Source organism: Streptomyces halobius, from assembly GCF_023277745.1.
Taxonomy (GTDB): domain Bacteria; phylum Actinomycetota; class Actinomycetes; order Streptomycetales; family Streptomycetaceae; genus Streptomyces; species Streptomyces halobius.
Map to the genome: position 1 here is coordinate 6,997,042 of NZ_CP086322.1, position 15,198 is coordinate 7,012,239.

The following is a 15,198-nucleotide window of genomic DNA, read 5'->3' on the forward strand; positions in this document are numbered from 1 at the left end:
GTGCGGTGACGGCCCTCCGGACTCCGTCCTGCGGGCCGTCCCCTCCCGTGGGTGGGTGGTGAGGGGCCGGTGGGGGCAGGCGTTGAGTGTCCAGTTTCGATGTGATCGTTTCCACTGGGCGCGCGTGATCACTTAGGTGTACCCCCACCGTTTCTCTTCCACCCCCTCGGGAGGGGCCGGGCCGCGGGACGGAGTCCGGAGGCCCGGCACCGTCGCCGAACAGCCCCGTGCAGCGGCAACAAGCCCGCGGCAAGCGCCACGGCGGGACAGCCAGAACGTGGGGCCCGGGCAATGCACAGCGGACAGCCGGAAACGGTGAGCAACAGAGTCCGAGAGTTCGGCGGAGCCTCACTCCCCCGCTCCCTGCGCTTCACGCGCCCGGCTGTCGGGCACGGGAACAGTCTCCCGCGTAGAGAACGCCAGGTCATTGGGTTCCACAGCCTCCCCACTCCCCATGGAGGGCTCTCATGAGCATGGCATCGACCGCGTCCGCCGCCGTCCACGGCACCGTCCCCACACCCGCCACCGACCCGGCCGCCGTTCCGGCCTCCACCGACCCGGCCGCCGCCCCCGGCTACACCGCCGTGATCGCCGACACCGACGAGCAGATCCGGGCCGCGCAGCGGCTGCGCCACCAGATCTTCGGCGAGGAGATGGGCGCCACCCTGCACTCCCCGCTGGCCGGCCATGACATCGACGCCGTCGACGCCCTCGCCGACCACCTCGTCGTCACCCACACCGCGACCGGCGACGTCGTCGGTACCTACCGGCTGCTGCCGCCCGGCCGCAGCTCACGGCTCTACTCCGACGGCGAGTTCGATCTGACCGCCCTGGCCGCGCTGCGTCCCTCCCTCATCGAGGCCGGCCGCTCCTGCGTCCACCCCGACCACCGCGGCGGCGCGGTCATCAACCAGATGTGGGCCGCCCTCGCCCGCTACACCCTGCTCTCCGGCCACCGCTACCTCGCCGGCTGCGCCTCCGTCCCGCTCGCCGACGGCGGTACCGCGGCCGCCCACGCCTGGGCGCTGGGCCGGACCCGCTATGTCGCCCCCGACGGGCTCCAGGTCACCCCGCACCACCCCTGGCACGCCACCGTCCCCCTCCCCGGCCGTCCCAGCGTCGCCCAGCTCCCCCCGCTGCTGCGCGGCTATCTGCGCATCGGCGCCTGGATCTGCGGCGCGCCCGCGCACGACCCCGCGTTCGAGACCGCCGACTTCTTCGTCGTCCTGGACATGGAACGCCTCGGCGACCGCTACCGCCGCTTCTTCCTGGGGGAGCGGTGAACGGACCCTGGGACGTCTGGTCCGCCTGTACGCCGGACTGCGCCGCCCACGCCGTGCCGCGGGTACGGCCCGTCGAAACCGCCCTGCGCTGCGCCGCGTTCGCCCGTGCGGTGCGCCGCGCCCTGACGGACGGCGAGCGGATGGCCGATCCGGTGCGGCTGCGCTCCCACGCCCGTGCGCTGCTCACGGCGCTCGGGATACGCCGGGAGGGCACCGCGGAGCGGCTTGCCGCGCCGGTGGCCGCCGGCGGTCCCGGCACCCTGATCGTCGTCAACCACATCTCCTGGCTCGACATCCCGGCGCTGCTCGCCGTCGAACCGGTGACCCTGCTCGCCAAGCGCGAGGTCGGCGGCTGGCCGATTGTCGGCGGCCTGGCCCGCCGCGCCGGTACCCACTTCATCGACCGCGAGAATCCACGTCAACTCCCCTTCTCCGTCCGCGAATTGACCGAACTGCTGGATTCCGGGCGCTCGGTGGCGGTCTTTCCCCAGGCCACCACCTGGTGCACCGCCGAACAGGGCGTCTTCCGCCGGGCCACCTTCCAGGCGGCCATCGACGCGGGCGCCCCCGTCCGCCCGGTGACCCTCCGCTACAGCCAGCAGGGCATCCCCAGCACGGTCGCCGCCTTCTGCGGCGAGGACACCTTCGCCGCCTCGCTGCGCCGGGTGCTCGCGGCCCGCGCGCTGACCCTCCACCTCACCGCGCATCCGCCACTGACGGCGGACGGCGACGGTCTCGGCCGACGGTGGCTCGCGCGCCGGGCGGAGAGCGCCGTCCTCGGCGGGCGGGCACCGACCGAGCCGGTGGACCGCGGGCCCGTCCGGGGGCTGCCGTCGCCACGGACGAGGGAACCGGTGGCCGACCGGCATGTTTGAGCGGCTCGACCGGCTCGCCGAGCCACTGCTGGGGCTGCTGGACTCGCCCTGGCTGTGGCTGATCGTCCTGCTGGTGTCCGGCCTGGACGCACTGCTGCCGTTCATGCCCAGCGAGTCCACCGTCGTCCTGGTCGCCGTGCTCATCGGCCCCGATCTGCCGCTGCTCGCCCTGTTGACGGGCGTCGCGGCGGCCGGGGCGCTGGCCGGTGACTGTCTTGGTTACGCCATCGGGCGGTACGCGGGCCCGCGCGCTGTCGCCCGGCTCGTGCGCGGCGAACGCGGGCGGGCCCGGTACGCCCGCGCCCGCGCGCGGGTCGAACAGCATGCCGCCCTGTTGATCGTCGCGGGCCGCTTCCTGCCCGGCGGGCGGGTCGTCTCCGCGCTGTCCACCGGCAGCGTCCGCTATCCGCTGCGCCGCTTCGTCGTCCTGGACGCGGCGGGCGCGAGCCTGTGGGCGCTGTTCAGCTCGGCGCTCGGCGGGTTCGGTGGGGCGGCGCTCACCGACTCCCCGGCCAAGGGGCTGCTGTTGGCCACCGGGATCGGGTTGGTAGTGGCGGGCGGTGTGGCGGCTCTGCACCGGCGAGTGGTGCCCGAACGGGGCGATTTCGGTGGAGGCGCGGCCGGGGGTGCTGCCGCGGACCGGGCGGGGGAGTGCGCACCCGCCCGGCCGGGCCCGTGGCCGGAGCAGCGGGAGCGGGCCTGAGCCGCTGCTCAGACGCTGGGCACGTACTTGTAGCCGACCCGCCGAACCGTCACGATCGACGACCGGTGCTCGGCGCCCAACTTGCGGCGCAGCCGGGCCACATGGACATCGACCGTGCGGCCGTCGCCGACATGCCCGTATCCCCATACCGTGGTCACCAGATGGTCGCGGGTGTGCACCCGGTGCGGATGGGCGACCAGATGGGCCAGCAGCTCGAACTCGAGGAACGTCAGGTCCAGCGGGCGGCCCTGGACGTGGGCGGTCCGCTGTTCGCGGTCGACGCGGACGAGGGCGTCGTCGGGTGCGGTCGGGGACGCTGTTGCGGTCGCGGTGGCCGGGAACGCTGCTGCGGGTGCCTTCGCTGCCGCTGGGTTCGCGGGCGGCCCGACGGTCGGCACGGCTGGCGGCAGCGGGGCGGTGGCCTGTTCCGCCGGTACGAGCACGAGATAGCCGACCATCGGCGGCCGGCCGGGCAGTGCGGGCAGACTGTGCTGCGGCGCCGGCAGCCAGGTCGCGCCGGAGTTCAGCAGCTCGGCGAACTCTTGGACGCTGTGGTGCGGTGGAGGTCCCCCCGGCCGGAGGCTGGGGGAGCCGCCACTCGGGGCGGTGGTGGGCGACGGGTGGGATTCGTCGGGTGCCACGGCACGCAGCCGGTGGCGGTACGGGCCTGGGTGGGCGGGAACGGCGGCCGTCGTGGAAGTGGCGGGAAGCGTACGGATGTTCGTCATCAGGGTCAGCTCTTTCGCGCAGTGGGGCGTCGGGGACGTCATGCGCGCGGGCAGGGCTGGGGACGCCGGTCAGCGGCGTCGGTGAGGTAGGTGCGGGCCCGCGCTCAGTGCGCGCGGCAACACAGACGGTCGAAGGCGTGCGCCTGCCGGGACGGCCAGAAGGGCTCCAGGTCGCTGCGACCCGTCGCGGTGTCGATAAGGCTGGCCATGCCCCCATTGAACCAGACAGCCGGCGACCAAGGGAACGGAGTTGCCGGCGGCGACGGCGCGGGACGGCGGTGACCGCGTGCCCGGCCGGGCCGCGCCTACGGGCGTGCCTGTCCTCCACGGACCACCGCCCCCATCCCCGCACCTGTCCCCGCCCCCGCACCTCTCCCCGCTCTTGTCCCCGCCCCCGCACCTCTCCTCGCTCTCGTCCCTGTCCCCGTCCCTATCGCCAGGCCGAGAGCGAGCGCCGTCAGATGGCCGGCGTCCGTGAACGTCCGACCGGGGCGCAGCACGGGCCGGATCCCATGCGCCAGCAGCCCCGCCGTCGCCGCGGCCCGCGCGCCGCGGTGCGGGACGGTCGCGGCAAGAGCGCCGAATGTGGCGTAGAACCCGTAACTCGCTCCGACATCGAGGGCCCGTACGGTCGCCTCCGGGAGGTCTTTCCCGCGCCCCCGGGCGCGCAGGCCCCCGTAGACCAGCAGGCTCGCGCCGATGTGCCCGGCGGCGAACACCCCGGCCGCGCGCCGCGGGCCCCAGCGCGCCTCGGCCGTACCGAGGGCGGCGAGCAGCGCGGCGCCGTACGGCACCGGCAGCGGCTCCTCGACGAACGCCGCGCTGGTGACCAGCGTCCCCCAGCGACCGGCCCGCAGATTCCCGACGTTGGTGGAGTGCCTGCGCAGCAACTCCACGCGCCTCTCACGGGGCAGCCGCGCGGTGGCATACGCACCCGCCTGCACGGCGCCGACGTACAGGGGTGTGACCCAGGGGATCCGGCGACGCGCGAGGCCGCCGAAGCGTTCGCCCCAGGGCGATTTCGGCCTCATCTCGGACGACCGCATCTCAGGCTCCCGTGGGCAGCCGCTTGCGCCAGTCCAGCGGCGTGACCTCGATGACCTTGCGCGGAGTGCCGTTCCACTCCACGGGCAGTCCCGCTTCGGTCAGCGCGGCCACGACGGCCTTGCCGACCTCCACGCTGTCCCGCCCGGAATCCGCGTAGGCGCCGTACCGGATCGAGAGGCCGCCGTCGTCCGCGACCGTTTCGGTGTCCTGATGGTGGAAGAAGACGAAGCCGTGGTCGGACTCGGCGCGTTCACCGTCGATCTCGGACAGTGCGCAGCGGCTGCAGCAGCCGAAGTTCATCCGCGCCGTCAGCCCCTGCCGCTCCAGCGCCGCGAACACTTCCGCCACCCTGTCCGCGTCCGTGACCTCGGGCCATCGCGCCTGCTCGGCGAGCCGCTCCTCCCACAGGGAAGCGACGATCCGTCGCGCCTCCTCCGGCGTGACCGGAGTACTGTCCGGGTCGAAGGCGTCGCTCACGCCCTGCACGACCTGATGAAAGCTCCGGAAACCGGACCGTATGCCCTTGCGGGCCTGCTCCTCGGCCGCCGCTCGGGTCTCCGGATCGAGGTCGGGCGTCGCCCCCAGGTCCGCCGGCTGCCAGTCGAGCGCCGTACGCCAGGTCTCGACGCCGCGCGCCCAGTCCAGGAAGGCCGCCACGACCCGCCCGGTGTCCGTGGTCTCCGCACGGAAGTGCTGGTCCGGCCCGCCGTCGCGGTATTCCACCGCGAACGGCCTTGCGCCCTCCCGCCAGGTCTGCACAAATCTCTGCGCCTCTTCGGGGATCCGCTCGACGACCACGAAATGGTCGTCGTCGGCGCCGATCCGCCCGAGCAGGGTGGTCAGCTCGGCTGCGGTCGGCCGTGAAAGCACCGGTCCGGTCTCGGTCTTGACGGTGATCGGAAGCATGCCTACAGCGTGCCATCCGCCACTGACAATCGCCGTGACCCGCCGGAAGGCGAAGGGGCCGGGCACGCGAAGGGGCCGGACCACACGGCCCGGCCCCAACTCACGCTCTTCGACTCATGCTCTTCGACTCACGTCACGGTCTCCGACGCATGCTCGCTCTCTCAGCCGGCTCAGACCTGCCCGCGCCGCTCCAGCTCCGTGCAGCAGGTGTCCACGATCAGCCGGGTGACCACGTACGGATCGACATTGGCGTTCGGCCGCCGGTCCTCGATGTAGCCCTTCTTCTCCACCTCGACCTGCCAGGGGATACGCACGGAGGCACCACGGTCGGAGGCACCGTAGGAGAACATGTCCCATGGGGCGGTCTCGTGCGCGCCGGTCAGCCGGTCCTCGATGCCGGTGCCGTACTGGCGCACGTGCTCCAGGGGCTTGTCACCCTCGCCCAGCGCCTCACAGGCCGTGATGATCGCGTCGTAGCCCTCGCGCATCGACCGGGTGGAGAAGTTGGTGTGCGCGCCCGCGCCGTTCCAGTCGCCCTTGGCCGGTTTGGCGTCGAGCGACGCGGAGACGCCGAACTCCTCCGCCGTACGGTGCAGCAGCCAGCGCGCCACCCACATGTGGTCCGAGACCTCCAGCGGCGACAGCGCGCCGACCTGGAACTCCCACTGGCCGGGCATGACCTCGGCGTTGATGCCGGACAGGCCCAGGCCGGCCGCCAGACACAGGTCGAGGTGCTTCTCGACGATCTCCCGGCCGAAGATCTCGCCGGCGCCCACGCCGCAGTAGTAGCCGCCCTGCGGGGCGGGGTAGCCACCACCCTCGGGGAAGCCGAGCGGGCGGTCACCCTTGAGGAAGGTGTACTCCTGCTCGATGCCGAAGAGCGGCTCCTGGCCGGCGAACTTCTCCGCCACCGGACGCAGCAGCGCACGGGTGTTGGAGGAGTGCGGCGTGAGGTCGGTGTTGAGGACCTCGCACAGCACCAGTACGTGATTGCCGCCACGGATCGGGTCGGGGCAGCTGAAGACCGGCTCCAGGACGAGGTCCGAGGAGTGGCCTTCGGCCTGGTTGGTGCTGGATCCGTCGAAGCCCCACCGGGGCAGCTCGGCCCCATCGGCAAGGATCTTGGTCTTGGAGCGGAGCTTGGCGGTCGGCTCGGTGCCGTCGATCCAGATGTACTCGGCCTTGAAGGTCACGGGGTCCTCTTACTACGGGTAGGTGCGGGCACGTGTGCGGACGTGCTGCCGCACTCTCGCAACCGGCCGTTTCTCGTCCGTTGCCCGTATGTGAATCGCAGGTTACTCAGTCGGACAAGCTTGCGATCCGTACATAATCGCACCGGAATGAGCGGAAATGCTCGCTGGGGCGCCTGAGCAGCCCGGCCTCTTGGCCCCCTGGGGAACGCGACCATGCCAGCCGCACTCAACGGCCATCAACCACCATCAACCGCCACCGACCACCCTCAGCGGTGTACCCTCAGCAGCCCTTCGAATCCCAGATGGCGGACCCGTCGCATCAGCTCCTGGCCGCTGATGCCCATCGCCGCCGCGGTGGCGCCGATATGCCAGTCGTGTGCGGCGAGCCGGTGCAGCACATGGCCGCGCCGGACCTGCTTGTCGGAGAGCCGGAACGTCTTGAGGTAGGCGACCCGTCCCCTCCCGTCCGTGATCGTCTCGCCGATGTGCTGGGTACGGTGCAGCGCGAACGGCGGCAGGAAACGCGACAGCCGGAACCGCCCCATGCGGTACACCTGCCGTACGTCGTACGAGGCATCCAGCAGCGCGCCCGCCATCAGGCCGTCGTGCTGTAGCTCCCACTCCCGTTGGCACCGCTCGGCCGCGGACCGCAGATCCGCGAGCGAGGTGATGTGCTCCGGCGAGATCCGCGCGGTGAACTCCGGCACCGGCCCGCCGTACAGGGCGAACTGGTACATCAACTCGCCATACAGGTCGTGGAGCAGGGAGGGGTGCAGCGCCCGGTAGTCGTCCGGATGCGGCACCACGAACGCGGCGGCCAGGGCATCGGCGACGTACACCAGCACCCCGCACTGGCCGGGGTGGATCTCGAAGATGCGCAGCGCGTCGCCGAGCCCGCGCACCTGGCCGCCCCGGTACGCCGTCTCGGCGCGGGGCGAGAGGCCCTCGCGCACGGCACGCCTGGTCCACTCCTCCCACACGACCGACGGGCCGCCGAAGTGCAGCGCCAGATAGCCGTCCAGAGCGAGGTGCAGCGGCAGGAACCGCAGCCCCGACCGCCCGCCGTCGGAGGTCCGGGCCTTCGGCCGCCGCTGGACCATCTTGCGCGGGAGGTGCAGCGGCGCGCACGCCACCGGACCGCGCTCATCGCTCAACTGCGAGCCGTACGAGGCGGCGGGCGAGCCGTCACCCGTCCAGTTCGCCACAAAACCGTGCGGGATATACGAGGTGTGCCGGTCTGCCGCGACGGTCGAAGGGCCACTGCCACAGCTCTCGTCATCCGCGTACACCTCGCGATGCAGCCGCAGATCGGTGATCGGCTCCGCGCGCACCAGCGGGACGAGGCGGACGCCACCCCACACCTGCGCCGGACGGACGCTCAGCCCGCTCAGATCCAGCCTGCTCATGCCGAGACCTCGCTCCGCTCGCCCTCGCACGCGCCCAGCGAGCACCCCTCAATGGCTCCCTCACTACGCCCGCTCATGCCGCACCACCCGCCCCGTCCGGGACGTCCTCCAGGAACCGCCGTACCCGGTCGTCCAGATGGGCCCGCAACTCCGCCAGCCCCGTACGGCCCTCCGCGAACCGCGCGAGCTGCGCCAGCGCCGGGAGATCCTCGGCCATCCGCACCCCCGCCGTCGGCACCGAGGCCGACAGCCGCCGCACAGCAAAGTCCTCCGCGTCATACACCGGGTTGAGGTGTACGACGGAAGTACGGCCCTCCCGGTCGATCCTGGTGCGCCAGGCCCGCAGCACCTCGCCGGCCATCCCCGGCGGAGCGTTGTCCCAGCCGTCCGAGACGATCACCAGCCGCTCGGGCGCGCACTCCAGCGCGTCCAGCAGCCGCATCCCCAGCGGTGTCGGCCCGTAGGGGTGGGCCAGCAGCGCATCCTGCCGCCCCGACGTCCACAGCGGCACATACGCCCCGGCCAGCGCCTCCAGCAGAAAGTGGCAGGCCAGCGCGACCGCCAGCGGACGGCGCCGTTTCTGTCGCGAACCGGTGGTGGAGAAGCTGTCGTCCAGGACGGCCGCCACCCGGCCCCACGTCCCGGCCTGCGCGCCCGCCGCACGCCGTGCCGCGGCCCGCAGCGCGGCGGTCAGCTCGGCGCGGCGCGCGGCCCGGTCGTCGAGGGACAGCCCGAGGACATACGAGGCGAGACGAGTCAGTGGCATCCGGGTGAGGTCGGCGGCCGCGGTATCGGCGCCGAGCGTACGGGCCGACTCCTGCGCCCGCAGCCGCTCCAGGCGGGTCATCCGCGGCGCGATGTTCTCCAGGAAGGCACGTCGGCCGATGCCGTGCGCCGCCGCGAACCCCTCGGCGACGGTGAACGGCAGCTCGTACACGGCGCCCTGCTCGTAGTGCGCCCGGCGCCAGGCGTCCAGCAGCGGGGTGGCGAAGCGCTTGCGGCGGCGCGGCGCGAAGAGGAAATCACCGAGCTCCGTGGCGAGCTCGCCACCAACATCGCCATCGGCCTCGCCACGGTGCCCCAGGGGCAGATGCGCATGACGTGCCGCGCACTTGAGGCCGGAACGGTACTTCACGGCGTCGAGCGCGGGATCCGGCCGCGCGGCGAGCCAGTCGCGCATGATCGCGCGGGTGCGGCGGTTGTTGACCTTGGCGGTCCGCAGCGCCCGGAACAGGCGGTACACGCGCGGCGCCGGGAGCCGCGCCAGCCGGGCCGCGATCAGCCGCCCCTCGGTACGCCGCTCCTCCGCCGTCACCTCGCCCGCCGTCTCCAGGAGCCGCCGCACGATCAGCGCCGCGTTGTGGTCGTTGATGTCGAGTGCGAGCGAAGCGGCGTACAGGGGGCGGTAGTTGACGCGTACGTACTCGTGCAGGAAGTCCAGCGACATCCGCTGCTCGGCCTCGCCGGAACGGAATTCGCGCTGGCCGGTGGAGGTGATCGCGGCGTGCACGAACAGCAGCACGTCCTCGGCCGCGATCAGCTCCGCGTGGCGCCCCTCGATTCGCTTCGCGTGGCTCTCCACGCCGTCCTCCCCCGTAGTCGGTCGCCGGCCGGGGAATGAAGGCACGAACAGCGAATCGTTGCTTTGCAGAGCAGGTCCGGAAGTCGCGCCGGAGTCCCGCGGCCGGCGCGAGGGATTCTATTGCCTGGGCCGATCTGGATCTTGCCGTTTGTGGCTTCCCCGCCGTGGGGGTCGCCTGCGGCGGGCTTGAGCCCCACGATTTTGGCTGTCCCGCCGTTGCACCTGCGGTGGGCTGTTGCCGCTGCGCGGGGCTGTTCGGCAGCGGTGCCGGACCTCCGGACTCCGTCCTGCGGTCCGGCACCTCCCGAGGAGTGTGGGAGAAATCCAGTGGGGGTACCTCCCACGCCGTTCAGGCAGCGGGGGGAGCAACGGCGAACAACTCCCACGGTGGGACAGCCAAGGGCGTCGGCTCAGGCCCCACCGCAGACGAACCCCCACGGCCGGATGGTCGACAACGACGAGCAAGCCGGCCGGCCCCGGGCAAGCGCAGCGGAGACCCAAGTGGGCCCAGGCAAAGCGCAGCGGACGACGTTGAGCAGCGGGGATTGTCAGTGGTCCCCACTAAAATTGGGACCAGTCAGTGAGGGTTCACCGTTGCTACAGGAGGTTGTTGATGGCCGCTGCCACACTCATGACGAAACCTCTCCCGACCCACCCGCTGCCCAAGAAGCCGCTGCCCGCTGGATGGCCGCGTGAGCGGTACGAATCCCACAACCGCCGGCTGAAGGCCATGCGCCTGGCCATAGCCCTGCTCGACACCGGCTGCTACCGCCCCGAGCAGGCCAACAACCGTAGGATCCGCGCCACCGCTTCCGCGATAGGGGTGCATGTCCCCTCCGACACCACCTGCCGCCTCGTCCGAGCCCTCCTCTACGACAACTGCTGACGGGACATCAGGAAGACTGAGCTGCAAGGGGTAAGGCGTAAGGGGTAAGCCGTGGGCCGCACGTCATACGGCGGCCGTATGTCCCACGGCGACGGCCGGCTCCGGGGCCCCCGGAGCCGGCCATCTCACCGCGCCTCATTGGAGCGCGTCCCCGCCCCATCGATCTCCGCCACCTCCGCGAGCGCCTCCCGGAGCCACTCCACCCAGAACGTCTCCAGGCTGATCCCGGCCCGCAGCACCAGCCGCCGTAGCCGGTCATCGGGCGAGGTCGCGGACGCGAAGTCGCGGTGCTCGATCTCGGTGTACTCGGCCAACTGCCGCTCGTGCAGGGCGAGATGGCGCCGCAGTTCGTCATCGAGCCCCGCGCACCCGACCACCGCTGCCGCGCGCAGCCGCAGCAGCAGCGCATCGCGCAGGGGCTTGGGGTCCTGCTTCCCCGACGCCCACTGCGTCAGTTCCGCGCGCCCTGCGGGCAGTACCTCGAACTCCTTCTTCTGCCCGCGGGCCGGCTGCTCGCTGGGCAGGGCCCGGATGTACCCGGCCTGCTCCAGTTTTCCCAGCTCGCGATAGATCTGCTGATGTGTGGCGGACCAGAAGTAGCCGATCGACCGGTCGAATCTGCGCGTCAGCTCCAGCCCCGACGACGGCTTCTCCAGGAGGGCGGTGAGGATGGCGTGCGGCAGGGACATGGGGGAATCCTAGGGTCTGGCCGTCACCGGCCCGCGGCGGGTCATCCGGCCACTGCGGCGGGCCTTCTGGTCCCTGTCACCCGGGCCGTCCGGCCACCTCCGTGGGCCATCCGGTCACGGCGGCCGCCGGTCCCGTCACCGGCCGTGGCGGGCCGCCCGCCCGCCGCGGCGCCGCCTCACAGCCCCGCCGCCAGCTCCGTCCCCTGCTGGATGGCGCGCTTGGCGTCCAGCTCCGCCGCCACGTCCGCACCCCCGATCAGGTGCACGGCCCGCCCCTCGGCGCGCAGCGCCTCGTACAGCTCCCGGCGCGGCTCCTGCCCGGTGCACAGCACGACCGTGTCCACGGGCAGCGTCCTCGCCGCACTGTCGATCGTGAGATGCAGCCCCTCGTCGTCGATACGCTCGTACGTCGCGCCCGCAACCATCGTCACTCCCCGGTGCCTGAGCTCCGTACGGTGGACCCACCCGGTGGTCTTGCCCAGCCCGGCACCGACCTTCGAGGTCTTGCGCTGGAGCAGATGCACCTGCCGGGGCGGGGTGGGGCGCTCGGGCGCGCGCAGTCCGCCGCGCTCGCCGTAGGTCGTGTCGACGCCCCAGGTGCGGAAGTACGTCTCCGGATCCTGGCTCGCCGCGTCACCGGCATCGGTCAGGAACTCGGCGACATCGAAGCCGATACCGCCCGCTCCGATGATCGCGACGCGTTCGCCGACCGGCGCGCCGTCCCGTAGTACATCGAGGTAGCTGACGACGCTCGGGTGGTCGACGCCCTCGATCTCCGGGGTGCGCGGCGTGACCCCGGTGGCGACGACGATCTCGTCGTACGTGTCGAGGTCACCGGCCGTGACGGCGGTGTTCAGCCGTACCTCCACGCCGTGCAGCGCGAGCTGGGTGCGGAAGTAGCGCAGTGTCTCGTCGAACTCCTCCTTGCCCGGCACCCGCTTGGCGATGTTCAGCTGGCCGCCGATCTCGTGCGCGGCGTCGAACAGCGTGACGTCATGGCCGCGTTCGGCGGCCGTCACGGCGCAGGCGAGCCCGGCGGGCCCGGCGCCGACCACGGCCAGCCGCTTGCGCAGCCGGGTGGGGGAGAGGACCAGTTCGGTCTCGTGGCAGGCGCGGGGATTGACCAGACAGGAGGTGATCTTGCCGCTGAAGGTGTGGTCGAGGCATGCCTGGTTGCAGCCGATGCAGGTGTTGATCTCGTCGGCCCGGCCGTCCTTCGCCTTGCCGACGAAGTCGGGATCGGCGAGGAAGGGACGGGCCAGTGACACCATGTCGGCGCGCCCGTCGGCGAGCAACTCCTCGGCCACGTCGGGGGTGTTGATCCGATTGCTGGTCACCAGGGGGATGCCGACCGACCCCATCAGCCTCTTCGTCACCCAGGTGTACGCGCCGCGCGGCACCGACGTCACGATGGTCGGGATCCGCGCCTCGTGCCAGCCGATGCCGGTGTTGATGATCGTCGCGCCCGCCGCCTCGATCTCCTTGGCCAGTGCGATGACCTCCGCCAGCGATGAACCGCCCGGCACCAGATCCAGCATCGACAGCCGGTAGATCAGAATGAAGTCCGCGCCCACCCGCTCCCGGGTACGCCGCACGATCTCCAGCGGGAACCGCACCCGGTTCTCGTACGCACCGCCCCACCGGTCCGTACGGTGATTGGTCGCACCGGCGATGAACTCATTGATCAAGTACCCCTCGGAGCCCATGATCTCGACACCGTCGTACCCGGCGGACCGGGCCAGCTCCGCCGCCCGTACATAGTCCTCGATGGTCTGCTCGACCTCGTCGTCGGTGAGCGCGTGCGGGGTGAAGGGGCTGATCGGCGCCTGGATCGCACTCGGCGCGACCAGCGCGTCGTGATACGCGTACCGTCCGAAGTGCAGGACCTGCATCGCGATCCGGCCGCCCGCGGCATGCACCGCGTCGGTCACGGTGCGGTGCTGCGCCGCCTCCGCCTCGGTGGTCAGCTTGGCGCCGCCCTCGTACGGCCGGCCCGCCTCGTTCGGCGAGATGCCGCCGGTGATCATCAGACCGACGCCGCCCCGGGCGCGGGCGGCGTAGAAGGCGGCCATCCGGGCGAAACCGTTCTCGGCCTCCTCCAGCCCGATGTGCATGGACCCCATGAGTACACGGTTCGGCAGCGTGGTGAAGCCCAGATCGAGCGGGCTCATCAGGTGCGGGTACGGGCTCATCCGGGGGCCTCCTCGCGCAGCGGTCGTCAGGCATGGTTCTAGACCACCCGGAGCAGTTATGCAACAAGTTGCAAAAGATCGCCGTTCCGTCGCGACGAAGCTCACATCGCCCGGTCGCGGACGCGCCCGGGATTCGCGATTGTCGAGTGCCTGTGCGGAAATACTCCGCTTCAGGAGTTGACCAGTCACAGAAGGTAAGGGGGCGGTTGCGGGGTGCAAGCGGAACGGCCACGACGACAACGACATGAGCGGGGTCCTGCACGCTCCCGGCGTGGAGGCCGGGACCGTCCACGGAGAGATCCGCATCCGCACCGAACCGCCTGCCCCGCGCCGGGTGCTCTGGCGGCTTCCGCCGCCCGTCCCGCTCACCGGCCGCGCGGCGGAACCGACCCGCCTGAGCGCCCTCGCGTCCGTGTCGTCCGGGAGGGCCACGGCCCGCCGGCCGCGGTGAGCGGACTCGGCGGGGCCGGCGAGGCCGCCCCGGCTTCCCCGAACCGGTGACCGGTGGCCGCACCGTCCGGCGCTTGACCCGTCCGTAGCGCGATTATGCAGCGCAGCGGGGGTGTTGATGGGTGTGACGTATCACAGACAACTACGGCAGCGCTATGGGAGCTTCAACTGCAGTCCTTGTCATGCGAGTTACCGCCGGTCAGCCCTGTATGCGAACCGGTACGTGGAGAGGATCGAATGAGCACTCTGGAAGCCCTGACGCTTGATCACGTGGTGGACACGGACCGGTATCCGCTGTCGGAGCCCGACAGCGCCGAGGGACAGGCCGTGGTCTCCCGCGTCCGGCGCGAACTGTCGACGCTCGGCTGCACCGTCCTCCCGGACTTCATCCGCCCGTCACTCCGCGATGTCCTGCGGCAGGAGTGCTCGGCGATCGCCCCCCGCGCGCACTTCGACGTGGAGACCGTCAACGTCTACAACATCGCGGTGGACTCGGCCCTGCCCCAGGACCACCCCGGCCGGCTGGCCTTCGAGCGGGGCAACGCGTTCGTCGCGAGGGACCGTATCCCCACGAACTCCCTCATCAGCCAGCTCTATTCGTCCGAGGCGTTCCAACGCTTCATCGCGAGCTGCTTCCAGCTGCCGCAGCTGTACGAACTGGCGGACCCGCTCTCCGGGCTGGTCCTCAACGTCGTCGAGCCGGGCAAGGAGCACCCCTGGCACTTCGACACCAACGAGTTCACCGTGAGCATGCTGACCCAGGAGCCGCGGGGCGGCGGCGACTTCGAGTACTGCCCCAACATCCGGTCGGCCCACAACGAGAACTTCGCCGACGTACGGGACGTCCTCGACGGCCGAGGCGGCCACCTGGTGCGACGTCTCCCGCTCCGCCCCGGTGACCTGCAGCTCTTCAAAGGCCGTTACTCGCTGCACCGGGTGAGCCCCGTACAGGGCGAAGCCGCACGCCACTCCGCGATATTCGCCTACAGCGAGCGTCCGGGCGTCATCGGCAGCGTGGCCCGGACCCGGCAGCTGTTCGGCCGCGTCCGCCCCGAACACCTGGCGGCCGAGGGCCGGTCCGTACGAGGCGATCAACTACTGGACTGACCACCACCCTGGCAAGACGCCCCCAAGCCCCACCACGCCGCCCCGCCCCATCCCGCACCTTCACCCACCCCCATCCCCATCCCCATCCCCATCCCCATCCCCATCCCACCCACCCGAATCGAGCCACAACTTGAACGCGCATCCGCACCCG

The 15,198-nt window shown here is 71.6% G+C and carries 14 protein-coding genes; 6 read left to right on the top strand and 8 right to left on the bottom strand.

What is annotated here, in order from left to right:
- Positions 1–467 precede the first annotated feature (467 nt).
- The 3 genes from K9S39_RS31765 to K9S39_RS31775 are packed head-to-tail and all read left to right on the top strand — an operon-like array spanning position 468 to position 2,861.
- The gene (locus K9S39_RS31765; RefSeq protein ID WP_248866772.1) at positions 468–1,283 is read left to right on the top strand and encodes a GNAT family N-acetyltransferase; all 816 of its coding nucleotides are present in this window, start codon (positions 468–470) and stop codon (positions 1,281–1,283) included.
- Positions 1,280–2,158, top strand: coding sequence for a lysophospholipid acyltransferase family protein (locus tag K9S39_RS31770; RefSeq protein WP_248866773.1), 879 nt, complete (start codon positions 1,280–1,282; stop codon positions 2,156–2,158). The genes K9S39_RS31765 and K9S39_RS31770 overlap by 4 nt, the downstream gene beginning before the upstream one ends.
- Complete coding sequence (locus tag K9S39_RS31775; protein WP_248866774.1) at positions 2,151–2,861, top strand: DedA family protein; 711 nt, start codon at positions 2,151–2,153, stop codon at positions 2,859–2,861. The genes K9S39_RS31770 and K9S39_RS31775 overlap by 8 nt, the downstream gene beginning before the upstream one ends.
- A gap of 8 nt (positions 2,862–2,869) precedes the next feature.
- Here K9S39_RS31775 and K9S39_RS31780 read toward each other — a convergent pair whose 3' ends face one another.
- The 6 genes from K9S39_RS31780 to K9S39_RS31805 all read right to left on the bottom strand — a co-directional run bounded on the left by K9S39_RS31780 (position 2,870) and on the right by K9S39_RS31805 (position 9,723).
- Positions 2,870–3,589 carry a winged helix-turn-helix domain-containing protein gene (locus K9S39_RS31780; protein WP_248869047.1) on the bottom strand — a complete coding sequence of 240 codons (720 nt, stop codon included), beginning with the start codon at positions 3,587–3,589 and terminating at the stop codon, positions 2,870–2,872.
- 305 nt (positions 3,590–3,894) lie between these two features.
- On the bottom strand, positions 3,895–4,635 hold the full coding sequence (locus K9S39_RS31785) for a rhomboid-like protein (RefSeq protein WP_248866775.1): 741 nt from the start codon (positions 4,633–4,635) through the stop codon (positions 3,895–3,897).
- A 1-nt stretch (position 4,636) separates the two neighbouring features.
- Complete coding sequence (locus K9S39_RS31790; protein ID WP_248866776.1) at positions 4,637–5,542, bottom strand: DUF6891 domain-containing protein; 906 nt, start codon at positions 5,540–5,542, stop codon at positions 4,637–4,639.
- A 170-nt stretch (positions 5,543–5,712) separates the two neighbouring features.
- Entirely contained in the window at positions 5,713–6,735 is a 1,023-nt protein-coding gene (gene glnII / locus K9S39_RS31795; protein WP_248866777.1) for a glutamine synthetase, read from the bottom strand.
- Positions 6,736–7,001: 266 nt separating this feature from the next.
- Positions 7,002–8,141, bottom strand: a complete 1,140-nt coding sequence (locus tag K9S39_RS31800) for an ARPP-2 domain-containing protein (RefSeq protein WP_248866778.1) — start codon at positions 8,139–8,141, stop codon at positions 7,002–7,004.
- A gap of 73 nt (positions 8,142–8,214) precedes the next feature.
- Positions 8,215–9,723 carry a hypothetical protein gene (locus K9S39_RS31805; protein WP_248866779.1) on the bottom strand — a complete coding sequence of 503 codons (1,509 nt, stop codon included), beginning with the start codon at positions 9,721–9,723 and terminating at the stop codon, positions 8,215–8,217.
- A 613-nt stretch (positions 9,724–10,336) separates the two neighbouring features.
- On the opposite strand from K9S39_RS31805, the gene K9S39_RS31810 reads away from it, so the two are divergent.
- Positions 10,337–10,609, top strand: a complete 273-nt coding sequence (locus K9S39_RS31810; RefSeq protein WP_248866780.1) for a hypothetical protein — start codon at positions 10,337–10,339, stop codon at positions 10,607–10,609.
- A gap of 125 nt (positions 10,610–10,734) precedes the next feature.
- On the opposite strand, the gene K9S39_RS31815 is transcribed toward K9S39_RS31810, so the two are convergent.
- Both K9S39_RS31815 and K9S39_RS31820 read right to left on the bottom strand, forming a co-directional pair.
- The gene (locus K9S39_RS31815; protein WP_248866781.1) at positions 10,735–11,298 is read right to left on the bottom strand and encodes a PadR family transcriptional regulator; all 564 of its coding nucleotides are present in this window, start codon (positions 11,296–11,298) and stop codon (positions 10,735–10,737) included.
- 176 nt (positions 11,299–11,474) lie between these two features.
- Entirely contained in the window at positions 11,475–13,490 is a 2,016-nt protein-coding gene (locus K9S39_RS31820) for an NADPH-dependent 2,4-dienoyl-CoA reductase (RefSeq protein ID WP_248866782.1), read from the bottom strand.
- Positions 13,491–13,734: 244 nt separating this feature from the next.
- Between K9S39_RS31820 and K9S39_RS31825 the strand changes: the two genes are divergently transcribed.
- Together K9S39_RS31825 and K9S39_RS31830 are read left to right on the top strand one after the other, a co-directional pair.
- The gene (locus tag K9S39_RS31825; protein ID WP_248866783.1) at positions 13,735–13,941 is read left to right on the top strand and encodes a hypothetical protein; all 207 of its coding nucleotides are present in this window, start codon (positions 13,735–13,737) and stop codon (positions 13,939–13,941) included.
- 236 nt (positions 13,942–14,177) lie between these two features.
- Positions 14,178–15,047: a HalD/BesD family halogenase gene (locus tag K9S39_RS31830; RefSeq protein WP_248866784.1), complete on the top strand. Its 870-nt coding sequence runs from the start codon at positions 14,178–14,180 to the stop codon at positions 15,045–15,047.
- Positions 15,048–15,198 lie beyond the last annotated feature (151 nt).

Coding starts and splice junctions, on each gene's coding strand:
- K9S39_RS31820 (WP_248866782.1), bottom strand. CDS start 13,490: ATGAGCCCGTACCCGCACCTGATGAGCCCGCTCGATCTGGGCTTCACC.
- K9S39_RS31810 (WP_248866780.1), top strand. CDS start 10,337: ATGGCCGCTGCCACACTCATGACGAAACCTCTCCCGACCCACCCGCTG.
- K9S39_RS31790 (WP_248866776.1), bottom strand. CDS start 5,542: ATGCTTCCGATCACCGTCAAGACCGAGACCGGACCGGTGCTTTCACGG.
- K9S39_RS31800 (WP_248866778.1), bottom strand. CDS start 8,141: ATGAGCAGGCTGGATCTGAGCGGGCTGAGCGTCCGTCCGGCGCAGGTG.
- K9S39_RS31815 (WP_248866781.1), bottom strand. CDS start 11,298: ATGTCCCTGCCGCACGCCATCCTCACCGCCCTCCTGGAGAAGCCGTCG.
- K9S39_RS31775 (WP_248866774.1), top strand. CDS start 2,151: ATGTTTGAGCGGCTCGACCGGCTCGCCGAGCCACTGCTGGGGCTGCTG.
- K9S39_RS31785 (WP_248866775.1), bottom strand. CDS start 4,635: ATGCGGTCGTCCGAGATGAGGCCGAAATCGCCCTGGGGCGAACGCTTC.
- K9S39_RS31780 (WP_248869047.1), bottom strand. CDS start 3,589: ATGACGAACATCCGTACGCTTCCCGCCACTTCCACGACGGCCGCCGTT.
- K9S39_RS31830 (WP_248866784.1), top strand. CDS start 14,178: ATGAGCACTCTGGAAGCCCTGACGCTTGATCACGTGGTGGACACGGAC.
- K9S39_RS31825 (WP_248866783.1), top strand. CDS start 13,735: ATGAGCGGGGTCCTGCACGCTCCCGGCGTGGAGGCCGGGACCGTCCAC.
- K9S39_RS31765 (WP_248866772.1), top strand. CDS start 468: ATGAGCATGGCATCGACCGCGTCCGCCGCCGTCCACGGCACCGTCCCC.